Here is a 13,643-nt window from a genome sequence, read left to right on the forward strand (position 1 = left end):
AGGAGAAATCGATGACGGAATTGGATGGGAAGATCGCGGCGGTCACCGGCGCAGCATCCGGGATAGGACTCGCTTCGACGGAGGCAATGCTCGCCGCTGGCGCGACGGTCGTGCTGGTGGACCGCGATGAGCAGGCCCTTGAGAGAGTTTGCGACCGGCTTGGCGAGCGCGCTATTCCGCTCAAGATCAACTTGCTGGATCCGGGCGAGTGTGCGGGATTACTCGAGGGCATTCTGTCGAAGACCGGCAAACTCGACATCCTGCATGCCAATGCAGGCACCTATATCGGCGGTGACCTGGTGGAAACCGACCTCGATACCATCGATCGGATGCTCAATCTCAACGTCAACGTCGTCATCAAGAACGTTCGAAACGTCATTCCGCACATGATCGAACGTGGCACGGGCGACATTGTCGTCACCAGCTCGGTCGCTGGACATTCGGCGATTCCATGGGAACCGGTCTATTCGTCATCGAAGTGGGCGATGACGTGCTTCGTCCAGACGATGCGACGCCAGCTTCTGAAAAGCGGCATTCGTGTGGGGTCGGTTTCTCCGGGGCCGGTGATCAGCGCTTTGCTTGCGGATTGGCCGGAGGAAAACCTTCGCAAGGCCAAGGAGGCCGGCGCTCTGATCGAGCCCAAGGAAGTCGCCGACGCGATCATCTTCATGCTGACCCGTCCGCGCAACGTCACCATCCGTGATATCGTGGTGCTTCCAAGCGCCTTTGACATCTGAAGGAGCCGAACATGAGTTACCAGCAGAAATTTCGCCTCGACGGCGAACGGGCGGTGGTCACGGGCGGAGGGCGCGCGATCGGGCTGTGCTGCAGCGAGGCGCTGGCGGAGGCGGGCGCCGCCGTCGTCGTTATCGAACGCAACGAGGCCGACGCTGAGCAAGCGCTTGCGCTGCGCGACAAGGGGTACGACGTCGAAGTCCGGGTCGGCGACGTCACCGACGCAGCCCGAATGGACGCAATCGCAACCGAGCTTGCCGATGGCGGCCGGCCGGCAACGATCCTCGTGAACAATGCCGGAATAGGTCAGAGCGGCGTTCCGGCGCAGGATCTCACCGACGCGGATTGGCTGCGCATGATGGACGTCAATCTCAACGGCGTCTTCTGGTGCTCGCGCGCCTTCGGTCGTCCCATGATTTCGATGAAGCGCGGCGCCATCGTGAACCTCGGCTCGATGTCGGGTCACATCTGCAACCGGCCCCAGCCTCAGACGGCTTATAACGTCTCCAAGGCAGCAGTCCATCACCTCACGCGCTCGTTGGCCGCCGAGTGGGCGCACCACGGCATCAGGGTCAATGCTGTCGCGCCCACCTATATCGAGACGCCGATGGTGGTGGCCGTCGAAGCCAATCGCGAGCGTATTCCGCTCTGGCTCGCCGACACGCCGATGGGCAGGATGGGAACGCCGGAGGAGGTTGCAAGCGCCGTCCTCTTCCTCGCGTCGGGCGCTGCCAGCCTGATGACCGGGGCAATCGTCAACGTCGATGCAGGCTTCACCTGCTGGTAGTCCTTGCGGGAGGCGTGCGCCTCGTCCGCACCGGAAAGAGGCGGTGATCGGCCGCCTCGGAGACGCAAGTCCGCCAATGGGCAACTTGCCGCAGCAGGCAGCAATCTGAAAGTGGATAGTCTTCAGCTGTCGGGCGAGACGCGTTTTCCCCGTGCGGCCTTCCGGTAGACGGATGGAGTCTTGCCGACATGGCGAAGAAACGCGCGATTGAAGTTCGACAAGTTGGTGTAGCCGACTTCATAGCAGATGTCGGTCACGGTCTCATCGGACTCCGACAGCAATTTGCAGGCCCTGCCTATGCGCAAACTCACCACGTAATCCGTAAAGCTGCGTCCGGTGTTCTTGATGAAAAATCGGCTGAAGGTGTTTGTCGACATGTTGACTACGGATGCGACGTCGGGGAGCTGAATTTTCTCGGTAAAGTGGCCGTGGATATGGAGAATTGCCCGCTGCATGGTGTTCAGCGTCGCCGCGTCGACATTCGGCGAGAAGTCGGGCGATGACAAAAGTTCGTATTCGCGGGAATCTGCCAGCAGTTCCAGAACGCGAAGGAAACGGATCAACCTTTCCAACCCACCAACTGCTCCAATGCGTTCGAGCAGAAGAGTCGCACGTCGAGCTGTAGTCCCCGAAAATCGCAATCCACGCTGTGCGGCCGTCAGAAGCGTGTCCAGGCGCTTCATCTCCGGCAGATACCTGCTTGCTTCTCGAATTTTGTCCGGATGAAATTGAACGACAAGATCCCGTTCCGGGATCCTGTCGCCTTTGCCAATATGCGAGACCCAATCATGTGGCAGATTGCTGCCGACGACTGTTAGATCGCCGGGACCGAAATTGCCGATATAATCACCAACATACGCCGTGCCGGACGATTTGCGGATAAGGTGAATCTCGAATTCCGGATGAAAATTCCAGAGCGAATTTGCCCAGGGATAGTCGTCGATCCGCCAGAGGAAGGTATCGTCTTCAGCGGTCAGAACGTGCTCAAATTTCGGCGCCAGCCGCGATGTTCCGTTGCGGGCAACCGACGGCTTGGTCAAGCTGGTCGAGGCGCTCATTCCACTTGTTCCATCAACGGATAAGCCGGGTTGAGGATAGCGGTTAGCTCATCCAGTTACCACCATCGACGTTGTAGGTCTGTGCGACGATGTAATCGGCTTCTTTCGAGGCGAGGAAGATTGCCATTCCGGTCAGGTCTTCCGCCGTCCCCATGCGGCCGAAGGGAACAGCTTCACCGACCAGCCGCTTTTTCTCGCCAAGCGGGCGGTTTTCGTATTGTGCGAATTTCGCATCCACGCCGTCCCAATGTTCGCCGTCGACGACGCCGGGTGCAATGGCGTTGACGTTGATTCCGTGCTTGATCAAGTCGAGCCCGGCTGACTGAGTGAGTGAAATGACGGCAGCCTTCGTTGCGCAATAGACGGCGACCAGAGCCTCTCCGCGTCGTCCCGCCTGGCTCGCCATGTTGATGATCTTGCCGCCCTTGCCGCGCGCGATCATCGATTTCGCCGCGGCCTGCAGGGTGAAGAGCGTGCCGGAGACGTTGATGGCAAAAAGTGTGTCGAAGCTCTCGCGGGTAATGCCGACGATCGGCGCAAGATCGAAAAGCGCGGCATTGTTGACGAGAATGTCGATGCCGCCGGTCTTGGCATCGACAGCGGCAATCGCATGGTCGATGGAGGCCTGATCGGTAACGTCAATCTTCAGTGCATAGGCGGATGCGCCAAGTTCGCTGGCCGTGTGCTCGGCGCGCTCGATATTGATGTCGGCGATTGCGACGGTGGCGCCCTCGCGGATGTAAGCCTCTGCGAACGTTCGGCCGATGCCACGCGCCGAACCGGTAATCAAAGCTGATTTTCCTTCAAGCCGTTTCATTACTTTGCCACTCCCTTTTCGTTGAATCTATGGATCCGCGCTGGATCGGGCGTTAGATAAACCGTCTCCCCGGCGCGGATGCCGGTCTCACCCAGGACCCGCACCGTCAGCAGGCCCGCCACCTCGGTGCGAACATGGATGAAGGTATCAGAGCCGAGATGTTCGGTGACGCTCGCCTCACCCTTCCACAGGCCTTCGGTCGTGGAAATGGTCAGATGTTCGGGCCGGACGCCGATGGTATGTGCATTCAGCGCGGCGGCGTGTTGGCCTGTGATGAAGTTCATCTTGGGCGATCCGATGAAGCCGGCGACGAAGAGGTTGCGGGGGCGGCTATAGAGTTCGAGCGGCGAGCCGACCTGCTCGATATTGCCCCTGTTCAGGACGACGATCTTGTCGGCCATGGTCATCGCCTCGACCTGATCGTGGGTGACGTAGACCATCGTCGTCTTCAGCTGCTGATGCAACTCGCTGATTTCGAGGCGCATGTTGACACGCAGCGCCGCATCGAGGTTCGACAGCGGTTCGTCGAACAGGAAGGCCGACGGCTGGCGCACGATGGCGCGGCCGATCGCCACGCGCTGGCGCTGGCCGCCGGACAGCTGACGCGGCTTGCGTTCGAGATAATCGGTGAGGTTCAGCACCCGGGCCGCATCGCTCACCTTGCGGTCGATCTCCGCCTTGTCGACGCCGGCCATCTTCAGCGGGAAGGCGATGTTGTTGCGCACGCTCATATGCGGATAAAGCGCATAGGACTGGAACACCATGGCCAGGCCGCGCTCAGACGGCGCCTTTTCGGTGGCGTCCCTGCCGTCGATGACGATCTTGCCGCCGGAGACATCCTCGAGCCCGGCGATCAGCCGGAGCAGCGTGGACTTGCCGCAGCCCGACGGGCCGACGAAGACGACGAACTCGCCGTCCTTGATGTCGAGATCGATCGAAGGGATGACCTTGGCTTCGCCGAAGACCTTGGAAACCTTCTGAAGGGTAATGCTGCCCATGTTTCTCTCCCTTTTATGTTATTTCACAGCGCCGAAGGTCAGGCCGCGGACGAGTTGTTTCTGGCTGAACCAGCCAAGGATCAGGATCGGCGCGATCGCCATCGTCGATGCCGCCGACAGCTTGGCGTAAAACAGGCCCTCGGGGCTGGAATAGGAGGCGATGAAGGCCGTCAGCGGCGCCGCCTTCGAGGCGGTGAGGTTGAGCGTCCAGAACGCCTCGTTCCAGGCAAGGATGATGTTCAAAAGCAGCGTCGAGGCAATGCCGGGCACCGCCATCGGCGTCAGCACGTAGACGATCTCCTTCATCAGCGACGCCCCATCCATGCGCGCCGCCTCGAGGATCTCGCCGGGGATTTCCTTGAAGTAGGTATAGAGCATCCAGACGATGATCGGCAGGTTGATCAGCGTCAGCACGATGACGAGGCCAGTGCGCGTGTCGAGCAGGCCCGAATTGCGAAACAGCAGGTAGATCGGGATCAGCGCGCCCACAGGTGGCATCATCTTGGTCGACAGCATCCACATCAGCACGTCCTTGGTCCGCTTGGTCGGCGAAAACGCCATCGCCCAGGCGGCGGGAATAGCGATGATCAGGCCGATCAGCGTCGAGCCGAAGGAGATGATCACCGAGTTCATGAAGTGGCTGAGATAGTTCGACCGGCTCTGAACCTCGGCGTAGTTTTCCGTCGTCCAGTGGAAGAACAGGAATTGCGGCGGCGAGGCGATGGCGTCGGCTTCCGACTTGAAGCTGGTCAGAAACGTCCAGAGAATCGGGAAGAAGATCAGGATGCCGAGCGTCCAGGCGATCGCGGTGACGATCAGCTTGCGCTGTGTTGTGACTTTTCTGGCCATCTCAAGCCTCCAGATTCTTGCCGACGAGGCGCACGAGGAAGATCGCGACAATATTGGCGAGGATAACAGCCACGATACCGCCGGCCGATGCCCCGCCAATATCGAACTGCAGCAGCGCCTGGGCATAGACGAGATAGGTAAGGTTGGTGCTGTCGGTGCCCGGCCCGCCATTGGTGGTGACGAGGATTTCGGCAAAGACCGAAAGCAGGAAGATCGTCTGGATCAGGATCACCACGGTGATGGCACGCGCCATATGCGGCAGGATGATGTAGATGAACTTCGAGATCGGCCCGGCGCCGTCCATTTCGGAGGCTTCCTTCTGCTCCTCGTCGAGCGACTGCAGCGCGGTCAGCATGATGAGGGTAGCAAAGGGCAGCCACTGCCAGGCGACGATCAGAATGACGGAAAACAGCGGCGCGTTCGCCAGCCAGTCGATCGGCTGCAGGCCGAGCGCCTTGGCAAGATGCGCGAACAGGCCGTTGACCGGGTTCATGAACATGTTCTTCCAGACCAGTGCTGCCACCGTCGGCATGACGAAGAACGGCGCGATCACCAGAATGCGCACGATGCCCTGGCCGTACATCGGCTGGTCGAGCAGCAGCGCAAAGGCGATGCCGCCGATGACGGTGATCAGCAACACACCGGCGACGAGCAGCAGCGTATTGATCAGCGCCGCAAAAAAGGCCGGGTCGGACAGGAAGTATTCGTAGTTCAGAAAGCCGACGAAGCTCTCCATGCCGGGGCTGAGCAGATTGTAGTTCAGCAGCGAGAAATAGATCGTCATCACAAGCGGGACGATCATCCACGCAAACAGCAGCAGCACGGAGGGCGCAATCATCAGGCGCGCGGCGGAGCGGGTATGTAACGTTGCCATGGCAATCACCGAATATGTAAAAAGGGCCGCCGATGCTGTTCGGGGCATCGGCGGTCCAGAAGGGCGGTGGGCTGTCAAGGATCCCACCGGCCTTGGGAGGTTGCTATTTGATGTAGCCGGCCTTGGTCATTTCGCGGGTGGTCAGCTGCTGGGCGCTCTGCAGGGCCTGGTCGACCGAAAGCTGGCCGGCAAGGGCTGCCGAGAACTGCTGACCAATCGCCGTGCCGATGCCTTGGAATTCCGGGATCGCCACGAACTGGATGCCGACATAGGGGACCGGCTTGACGGTCGGCTTGGTCGGATCGGCCGAGTTGATCGAGTCGAGCGTCATCTTGGCGAACGAAGCCGCCTTCTGGTAGTCCGCATTCGCATAGAGCGATTTGCGGGTGCCCGGAGGTGCGTTCAGCCAACCTTCCTTCTCGGCGACGAGGTTGCTGTATTCCTTGCTGGTTGCCCAGGCGACGAACTTCTCAGCAGCTTCGGCCTTCTGGGTACCTGCCGGGATGGCGAGGCTCCAGGCCCAGAGCCAGTTGCCGCGCTTGCCGAGGCCCTTGTCCGGGGCGAGCGCGAAGCCGACCTTGTCGGCGACCTGCGACTGCTTCGGATCGGCGACGAAGGAAGCGGCAACCGTTGCGTCGATCCACATGCCGCACTTGCCGGTCTGGAACAGCGCCAGGTTCTCGTTGAAGCCGTTGGAGGAGGCGCCCGGAGGGCCGGCATCCTTCATCAGCTTGACGTAGAAGTCGAGCGTGTCCTTCCATTCCGGCTGATCGAACTGCGGCTTCCACTTCTCGTCAAACCAGCGGGCGCCGAAGGAATTGGACATGGCCGTCAGGAAGGCCATGTTCTCGCCCCAGCCGGCCTTGCCGCGCAGGCAGATGCCGTAGATTTCCTTGTCCTTGTTGGTGATCTTGCGGGCAGCGTCGGCGACGAAGTCCCAGGTCGGCGCGTCGGGCATCTTCAGGCCGGCAGCGTCGAACAGGTCCTTGCGGTACATGACCATCGAGCTTTCACCGTAGAACGGTGCAGCATAGAGCTTGCCGTCTACAGTCAGGCCGCTGCGGATTGCCGGCAGCAGGTCGTCGACGTCGTAGTTGGCGCCGAGATTGTCGAGCGGCAGCAACCAGTCCTGTTTTGCCCAGATCGGAACTTCATAGGTGCCGATCGTCAGAACGTCGTACTGGCCGCCCTTGGTCGCGATGTCGGTCGTGACCTTCTGGCGCAGCACGTTTTCTTCGAGGGTTACCCATTCAAGGTCGATGCCGGGATTCTTCGCCTTGAAATCATCCGTCAGCTTCTGCATCCGGATCATGTCGCCGTTGTTCACGGTCGCGATCGTCAGCGTTTCGGCCAGAACGGTGGAGCTGAGTGCTACGGAAATAAAGGCGCCGAGCGCGCCTGTCAAATAATGTCTCATGGATCCTCCCAAGACAACTCACCCCGAAACGTCAGCCATTCCTCCAAAGGTGAGCGTGGGATGCAATTTAAATGGCCAGTGGGAGCAAACTAGCGCTTGAGGAGCCAAAAACCGATACTCTTATGCAAATCTCCGACCGTAAACGATTCTGATCTCTTGCAATTGTATCAGCGCGGCATCGCCTGACTCAGGGCCGCGACGGCCTGCAATGGCTGATGAGGCGAATTCAGCGCGCCAAATGGACAAATCAAGCGAATATGGAAACGTTACCACATTTTCTTGACTCGCAATTCTCCTGCGTTTATTCGAATGTGGAAACGTTGCCATATTTGGGAGGGAGCCTGATGAAGTCCGCGCGGTTGAACCGACTTTTTGGCGTGTCTGGAAATTGTTTTGACGTTGCTATCGATCACGGCATGTTCAATGAACGGACTTTCCTCGCCGGTATCGAGAACATGAAGACTGCCATCGAGGTGATCGCGCAAGCGGCGCCGGATGCCATTCAGTTGCCGCCGGGGACGGCACCCCTTCTGCAGGCTATTCCCGGCAAGCATCGCCCGGCACTGGTGCTGCGCACCGACATCGCCAACATCTATGGCAATCCCCTGCCGTCCCAGCTGTTTTCCGAGATGATCGACAGGGCGGTGGAACAGGGCGTCGCGTTGGATGCCGCCTGTGTCGTCGTTAATCTCTTGATGCTGCCGGACCAGCCGGACGTCTACCGCGCCTGTGTGCGCAATGTGAACAGCCTGAAACGCGAATGCGAGATCTACGGCATGCCGCTGATGGTCGAGCCGCTCGTCATGCAGGACAATTCCAAGGGCGCCTACATGGTCGATGGCGCGATCGACAAGATCCTGCCGCTTGTGCGCCAGGCGGCCGAACTCGGCGCCGATATCATCAAGGCCGACCCCTGCGACAATGTTGAGGAATATCATCGCGTGGTCGAAATCGCCCAAGGCCTGCCGGTGCTCGTGCGCGGCGGCGGCCGCGTTTCGGATCAGGAAATCTTGATCCGCACCAAGCAGTTGATGGAGCAGGGCGCTCGTGGCATCGTCTATGGCCGCAACGTCATTCAACACAACAATCCCGGCGGCATGACGCGAGCCTTGATGGCGATCGTCCATGACAAGGCTTCCGTCGAGCAAGCCTCGCTGCATATTGGCTGACGCGCGTCTGGGGAGGAGATGTCATGACGAAAATATTCCGCTTCGGCGTCATCGGCTGCGGTCTGATGGGACGCGAATTCGCGAGTGCTGCGGCGCGCTGGCTGCATCTGGCCGATGTGAAGGCGCGACCGGAAATCGTCGCCGTCTGTGATACCAACGCGACGCTGCTCGACTGGTTCAAGGATCATGTGCCGACGGTTCGGCAGTTCACTGCCGACTATAAGGAGCTTCTGGCCAATCCCGAGGTCGATGCGGTCTATTGCGCCGTCCCGCATGTGCTGCACCAGCAGTTCTACATCGACGTGCTGCAGGCGGGAAAGCATCTTCTCGGCGAAAAACCCTTCGGGATGGACGCCGCTCAGAACCGGGAAATCATGGCGGTTCTGGCCGAGCATCCCGAACTCCTGGTCCGCTGCTCGTCGGAAATGCCGTTCTTCCCCGGCGCACAGAAGGTCATCGCGCTCGCAAAAAGCGGCGAGATGGGAGATATAATCGAAGTCGAGGCGGGTTTCCTGCACTCTTCGGATATCGACCGGCAGAAGCCGATCAACTGGAAGCGCATGGCCGAGATCAATGGCGACTATGGCTGCATGGGTGATCTCGGCATGCATGTGCTGCACGTGCCGCTGCGTCTCGGCTGGCGCCCGACGACCCTGCATGCACAACTGGTCAAGAAGGTTACCGAACGTCCCGACGGCAAGGGCGGCATGCTGCCCTGCACCACCTGGGACAATGCCACGATCAGCAGCCGCGTACGCACCGGGGATCAGGATTTCCCGATGGTGCTGAAAACCTGGCGCATCGCGCCGGGCGAATCCAACACCTGGTACATCAGGGTTCTTGGCATGAAGAAAAGCGCATTCTTCAGCACGAAGTCGCCGCGCCAGTGGCAGTGGATGGATTATAATGGCGGAGCGCAGGCCTGGAGCACCGAGGATCTCGGCTATGGCTCGCTGTTTCCGGCCATCACAGGCAAGATCTTTGAATTCGGTTTTGCCGACGCCATACAGCAGATGTGGGCGGCCTTCGTCGATGAGCTTGCCGGCGGGGATGCGAACGGTTTCGGCTGTGCGACGCCGGCGGAGGCGCAGGCGCATCATGCGGTCCTGACGGCAGCCCTCAAATCCGGTCGCGAGGAGGTCGTGGTACCGGTCGCGTATGACGGGGCGTCCGTCTGATGCAGCGCTCCGCGATCAACGCCGCGTTGCTGCGGGCAACCGAGACCCTCGAGCGCTGGCACTGGTCCCTGCCGGCATGGGGGTATTGGACGGCGGCGGATTTTGCCGCACATCCGGAGGCTTCATTCTATTTGCGCGCCCATCAGCTGGGTTGGGATGTCACCGATTTCGGCTCGAACCGGTTCGCCGAATGCGGCCTCGTGTTGTTCTGCCTGCGCAATGGCATCGTTGACGTCGAGGGAGAGCGGACCTATGCCGAAAAGCTGCTCTTCGTCGAAGAAGGCCAGGTCACGCCGACGCACCGCCATGCGACGAAGATGGAAGACATCATCAATCGCGCCGGCGGCGATCTCGTCATCGAATTCGCCGCAACCGATGCTGATGGCAATGTGCTGACGGAGGATGTGACTGTTCCGGTCGACGGGCTGCCGCACCGGCTCGCGGCATGGGAGCCGCTGATTCTTGAGCCTGGCCAAAGCGTGACGATCCGCACCCGGCTTTACCACCGCTTTTACGGCAGGAAAGGGGGCGGACCTGTCCTTGTCGGCGAGGTCAGCCAGGTCAACGACGACAACAGCGACAATGTCTTTCTGGAGCCGATCGGGCGCTTTGCCGTGATCGAGGAAGACGAGCCGCCGCTGAGACCGCTCTGGAACGAAGGAGGCAGTTGATGCGGGGCGGGGAGGAGGTTTGCGATCGCGATAGCCAGAAGCACGGCGGCATCGTCTGCGCGGGAAACTTCATTGTCGATCGCGTCCACACCCTGTCCTATTGGCCAGAACAGGGCAATCTCGCGCATATCCTGCACCAGGATCTGGGCGTGGGCGGCGGGGCGGCCAATGTCGTTACCGATCTGGCCTCGCTCGGATTTCCCGGAAAGCTGGCGGCGGCGGGATGCATCGGCGCTGATCAGGATGGGGAGATCGTCAAGGCCCGCCTTACAATTGCCGGCGTCGATGTCGGTGGGTTGACCGCGCTTGCCGACCGGGTGACGGCGCATACGCATGTCATGAATGTGCCCGGCCAGAACCGGACCTTCTTCTATCATGGCGGCGCCAACGATGCCGTGACGGATGAGCTCGTCTCACCAGCCGCCTTCGCCAAGGCCGGCTATCGGCTGTTCTATCTCGGTTATCTCATGCTGTTGCCGGGTCTCGACCGCATCGGCCCTGACGGTCGTTCGGGAGCGTCGCGCCTGCTGGAAGCCGCACGCCGCGCGGGGCTGACGACCTGCGTGGATTTCGTATCGAGCGAAGACCCGGAATTTGCGGCCAAGGTCGGCGTCGCTCTGCCATTCTGCGATTTCCTGATCATCAATGAGATGGAGGCGGGTCGGGCAACCGGCGTCATCGTTCGCGATGCGAAGGGAGATTTGATCGAGGCGGGACTTTTGGAAGCGGGCGAGCGCCTGCTTGCGGCAGGCGTCACCAAAGGCGCGATTATCCATGCACCGGAAATCTGCTTCTGGTTTGCATCAGGCGCATCCCCGATCATGACGCGTTCACGACCCGTCGATCCCCATGACATCGTCAGTACGGTCGGCGCAGGAGACGCCTTCTGTGCCGCCGTGCTCTACGGCCTGCATGAGAACTGGCCTGTCGAGCATATCTGCGCCGTCGCCCATGCTGCGGCTGCGCATTGCCTCGCGGGTGCGACGGCCACCGACGGCATCCCCGACATGTCTGTGCTCCTTCGGGAGGCGCAGGAGGCGAGCCCGCAATCCGCATAGCCCATTGGCGTCGTCTCAGGAGAGGGCGGCGCCGATCACCATCCAGTCAGAATGGAGGAGCAGACATGAAGCTATTCACGATGGCAGCCGCGCACGGCACCCTTGCCGGCGCAGGTCCGAGCGGGGAGGCAGTGCGATGACCTATACGGAAACGGCGCGGCTCTCGGGCAAGGTGGCATTGGTCACAGGGGGAGCGAGCGGTATCGGCAAAGCAGTATGCGAACGCTTCGCCGCCGAAGGCGCCAGGGTTGTCGTGGCAGATCTCGACGGTGAACGATGCGCACGGGTGGCGGAAGCGATCGGTCCGCATGCCTGGGGTGTGGCGCTTGACGTGACCAGCCAGGACAGCATCGAAGAAGCTGCACGCTTCGCCATCGCCACTGCCGGCAAGATCGATATCCTGGTCAATGCCGCAGGCATTTACGAGGTCGAGTCCATTCTGGAAATATCCCGGGAGCGCACCGCTAGGGTATTTCAGGTCAATATCGAAGGCGTGATTTTCATGACACAGGCCGTTGCCCGGCACATGGTGGAGAGGGGGGAAGGTGGACGCATCATCAACTTCTCGTCCCAGGCGGGGCGTCGGGGCGAAGGACCTGCTGTGGCTTACTGCGCATCCAAGGCGGCGGTCATCAGCATCACGCAAAGCTGCGCTCTGGAGCTGATCCGTTACGGGATCAATGTCAACGCCATCGCTCCCGGCGTCGTCGATACGCCGATGTGGGACGTCGTCGATGCAAAACTCGGCAGCCGGGAAGCTTTGAAACCCGGTGACGTCAAGCGCCGCGTGGCCGCCGCCGTTCCCGCCGGACGATTTGGCGCTCCCCAAGAACAAGCTGCCATGGCCGCCTTCCTGGCCGGGCCTGATGCAGCATACATCGTGGCGCAGTGCTACAATGTCGACGGCGGCAATGTCATGAGCTGAGCGTTTGAGCCGCGTCGCGGGTGCATCATCCTGCAAGGCGGCTTCATCAGCACGATCGGCAATCGAACTTGAGGTCTGGAGGAGTGGAATGAAGGCTGTACGCTTGGAGTCGATCGGGTCTTTGACCATGCGCAACGTTGAGAAACCGGTTGCCGGGCCAGGCGAACTGCTTGTCAGGGTGGCAGCAGCCGGCATCTGCGGTTCCGATCGCCACATGTACAAGGGCGAATATCCGACAGCGATCCCCGTCACGCTGGGCCACGAATTCTGCGGCATCGTGGAAGAGATCGGCGATGGTGTGACACGGTTTAGCGGTGGGGAGCTCGTGACGGTCGACCCCAATATCGCCTGCGGCATCTGTCCGGCTTGCACGCAGGCGCGGCCGAACCTGTGCGAGAGCCTGACTGCCATCGGCGTGACACGGGATGGCGGCTTTGCGGAATATGTGGCGGTGCCGCACGCGCAGGCCTTCAGGCTGCCGGCCGACCTCGATCCCGTTCACGGCGCCTTCAGTGAACCGCTGGCCTGCTGCATCCACGCCATCGATAAGGCAAGGATCCGTCCGGGCGACAGCGTCGCGATCCTCGGCGGGGGCGTGATCGGTCTGCTGATGGTGCAATTGGCCCGCCTGGCGGGGGCGAGCGAGATCATTTTGATCACGCGCCAGCAATCGCGACGCCAAACCGCTCTGCGCCTGGGGGCGACGCACGCCTTCGACCCGGCCTCCTCGGACACGATCGCTTCCGTGCGAGAGGTTACCAAAGGCGGCACAGACGTGGTCATCGAGTGCGCCGGCGTGCCCGACACGCTTCAAAGCGGTCTGAGGATGGCGCGGCGCGGTGGCACATTCGTGCTTTTCGGGGTCACGCCGGCAGGTGTCGAGGTGCCGGTTCTGCCCTTCGATCTGCTGGTGAACGAAGTCGATATCAGGCCGGCCTACCTCAATCCTTTCACCCATTCGCGCGCTGCTGCAATGGTAGCAAACGGGGCATTGGAGCTGGACGCGCTGGTCACCAAAACCATCGGTCTCGAGGAGGTCGCCGACGTGGTGGGCAACGCGCCATTACCGGGCGAGATCAAGGTCATCGTCCGACCCTAGCTCACGTC

The 13,643-nt window shown here is 61.0% G+C and carries 14 protein-coding genes; 8 read left to right on the forward strand and 6 right to left on the reverse strand.

The window, feature by feature from the left end; genetic code table 11:
• Positions 1 to 11 precede the first annotated feature (11 nt).
• Positions 12 to 737 (forward strand): SDR family oxidoreductase, encoded by a 726-nt coding sequence (locus AB8B31_RS01520; protein ID WP_028734761.1) that lies wholly within the window; start codon positions 12 to 14, stop codon positions 735 to 737.
• Between the two features lie 11 nt (positions 738 to 748).
• On the forward strand, positions 749 to 1,522 hold the full coding sequence (locus tag AB8B31_RS01525; protein WP_028734760.1) for an SDR family NAD(P)-dependent oxidoreductase: 774 nt from the start codon (positions 749 to 751) through the stop codon (positions 1,520 to 1,522).
• A 122-nt stretch (positions 1,523 to 1,644) separates the two neighbouring features.
• On the opposite strand, the gene AB8B31_RS01530 is transcribed toward AB8B31_RS01525, so the two are convergent.
• From AB8B31_RS01530 to AB8B31_RS01555, 6 genes are all read right to left on the reverse strand, one after another.
• Complete coding sequence (locus AB8B31_RS01530; protein WP_028734759.1) at positions 1,645 to 2,580, reverse strand: AraC family transcriptional regulator; 936 nt, start codon at positions 2,578 to 2,580, stop codon at positions 1,645 to 1,647.
• Positions 2,581 to 2,623: 43 nt separating this feature from the next.
• Positions 2,624 to 3,397: an L-iditol 2-dehydrogenase gene (locus AB8B31_RS01535; protein WP_028734758.1), complete on the reverse strand. Its 774-nt coding sequence runs from the start codon at positions 3,395 to 3,397 to the stop codon at positions 2,624 to 2,626.
• Positions 3,397 to 4,395 carry an ABC transporter ATP-binding protein gene (locus tag AB8B31_RS01540; RefSeq protein ID WP_028734757.1) on the reverse strand — a complete coding sequence of 333 codons (999 nt, stop codon included), beginning with the start codon at positions 4,393 to 4,395 and terminating at the stop codon, positions 3,397 to 3,399. Before AB8B31_RS01540 ends, AB8B31_RS01535 begins: the two co-directional genes overlap by 1 nt.
• A gap of 18 nt (positions 4,396 to 4,413) precedes the next feature.
• Positions 4,414 to 5,244, reverse strand: a complete 831-nt coding sequence (locus AB8B31_RS01545; RefSeq protein WP_018072683.1) for a carbohydrate ABC transporter permease — start codon at positions 5,242 to 5,244, stop codon at positions 4,414 to 4,416.
• 1 nt (position 5,245) lies between these two features.
• Positions 5,246 to 6,118, reverse strand: a complete 873-nt coding sequence (locus tag AB8B31_RS01550; RefSeq protein WP_018243661.1) for a carbohydrate ABC transporter permease — start codon at positions 6,116 to 6,118, stop codon at positions 5,246 to 5,248.
• A 103-nt stretch (positions 6,119 to 6,221) separates the two neighbouring features.
• Positions 6,222 to 7,535, reverse strand: a complete 1,314-nt coding sequence (locus AB8B31_RS01555; RefSeq protein ID WP_115157049.1) for an ABC transporter substrate-binding protein — start codon at positions 7,533 to 7,535, stop codon at positions 6,222 to 6,224.
• 344 nt (positions 7,536 to 7,879) lie between these two features.
• Here AB8B31_RS01555 and AB8B31_RS01560 point away from each other — a divergent pair, with 344 nt between their 5' ends.
• The 6 genes from AB8B31_RS01560 (at position 7,880) to AB8B31_RS01585 (ending at position 13,635) form a co-directional block, all read left to right on the forward strand.
• Positions 7,880 to 8,704 (forward strand): class I fructose-bisphosphate aldolase, encoded by an 825-nt coding sequence (locus AB8B31_RS01560; RefSeq protein WP_028734069.1) that lies wholly within the window; start codon positions 7,880 to 7,882, stop codon positions 8,702 to 8,704.
• A gap of 23 nt (positions 8,705 to 8,727) precedes the next feature.
• Positions 8,728 to 9,882: a Gfo/Idh/MocA family protein gene (locus AB8B31_RS01565; protein WP_028734068.1), complete on the forward strand. Its 1,155-nt coding sequence runs from the start codon at positions 8,728 to 8,730 to the stop codon at positions 9,880 to 9,882.
• Positions 9,882 to 10,553 carry a D-lyxose/D-mannose family sugar isomerase gene (locus AB8B31_RS01570; RefSeq protein WP_028734067.1) on the forward strand — a complete coding sequence of 224 codons (672 nt, stop codon included), beginning with the start codon at positions 9,882 to 9,884 and terminating at the stop codon, positions 10,551 to 10,553. The genes AB8B31_RS01565 and AB8B31_RS01570 overlap by 1 nt, the downstream gene beginning before the upstream one ends.
• Complete coding sequence (locus AB8B31_RS01575; RefSeq protein WP_028734066.1) at positions 10,553 to 11,611, forward strand: carbohydrate kinase family protein; 1,059 nt, start codon at positions 10,553 to 10,555, stop codon at positions 11,609 to 11,611. Before AB8B31_RS01570 ends, AB8B31_RS01575 begins: the two co-directional genes overlap by 1 nt.
• A 136-nt stretch (positions 11,612 to 11,747) precedes the next feature.
• Positions 11,748 to 12,536 (forward strand): L-iditol 2-dehydrogenase, encoded by a 789-nt coding sequence (locus AB8B31_RS01580; protein WP_131703071.1) that lies wholly within the window; start codon positions 11,748 to 11,750, stop codon positions 12,534 to 12,536.
• A gap of 88 nt (positions 12,537 to 12,624) precedes the next feature.
• Complete coding sequence (locus tag AB8B31_RS01585; RefSeq protein ID WP_130728858.1) at positions 12,625 to 13,635, forward strand: zinc-dependent alcohol dehydrogenase family protein; 1,011 nt, start codon at positions 12,625 to 12,627, stop codon at positions 13,633 to 13,635.
• Positions 13,636 to 13,643: the final 8 nt, after the last annotated feature.

This window comes from Rhizobium sp. 62_C5_N11_2 (assembly GCF_051811185.1).
In the GTDB taxonomy this organism is placed as follows: domain Bacteria; phylum Pseudomonadota; class Alphaproteobacteria; order Rhizobiales; family Rhizobiaceae; genus Rhizobium; species Rhizobium leguminosarum.

Bases quoted from the DNA above. Each gene is read 5' to 3' on its own strand.
- AB8B31_RS01585 (WP_130728858.1), top strand. From the start codon at position 12,625: ATGAAGGCTGTACGCTTGGAGTCGATCGGGTCTTTGACCATGCGCAAC.
- AB8B31_RS01540 (WP_028734757.1), bottom strand. From the start codon at position 4,395: ATGGGCAGCATTACCCTTCAGAAGGTTTCCAAGGTCTTCGGCGAAGCC.
- AB8B31_RS01525 (WP_028734760.1), top strand. From the start codon at position 749: ATGAGTTACCAGCAGAAATTTCGCCTCGACGGCGAACGGGCGGTGGTC.
- AB8B31_RS01565 (WP_028734068.1), top strand. From the start codon at position 8,728: ATGACGAAAATATTCCGCTTCGGCGTCATCGGCTGCGGTCTGATGGGA.
- AB8B31_RS01545 (WP_018072683.1), bottom strand. From the start codon at position 5,244: ATGGCCAGAAAAGTCACAACACAGCGCAAGCTGATCGTCACCGCGATC.
- AB8B31_RS01580 (WP_131703071.1), top strand. From the start codon at position 11,748: ATGACCTATACGGAAACGGCGCGGCTCTCGGGCAAGGTGGCATTGGTC.
- AB8B31_RS01530 (WP_028734759.1), bottom strand. From the start codon at position 2,580: ATGAGCGCCTCGACCAGCTTGACCAAGCCGTCGGTTGCCCGCAACGGA.
- AB8B31_RS01575 (WP_028734066.1), top strand. From the start codon at position 10,553: ATGCGGGGCGGGGAGGAGGTTTGCGATCGCGATAGCCAGAAGCACGGC.
- AB8B31_RS01570 (WP_028734067.1), top strand. From the start codon at position 9,882: ATGCAGCGCTCCGCGATCAACGCCGCGTTGCTGCGGGCAACCGAGACC.
- AB8B31_RS01555 (WP_115157049.1), bottom strand. From the start codon at position 7,535: ATGAGACATTATTTGACAGGCGCGCTCGGCGCCTTTATTTCCGTAGCA.
- AB8B31_RS01535 (WP_028734758.1), bottom strand. From the start codon at position 3,397: ATGAAACGGCTTGAAGGAAAATCAGCTTTGATTACCGGTTCGGCGCGT.
- AB8B31_RS01560 (WP_028734069.1), top strand. From the start codon at position 7,880: ATGAAGTCCGCGCGGTTGAACCGACTTTTTGGCGTGTCTGGAAATTGT.
- AB8B31_RS01550 (WP_018243661.1), bottom strand. From the start codon at position 6,118: ATGGCAACGTTACATACCCGCTCCGCCGCGCGCCTGATGATTGCGCCC.
- AB8B31_RS01520 (WP_028734761.1), top strand. From the start codon at position 12: ATGACGGAATTGGATGGGAAGATCGCGGCGGTCACCGGCGCAGCATCC.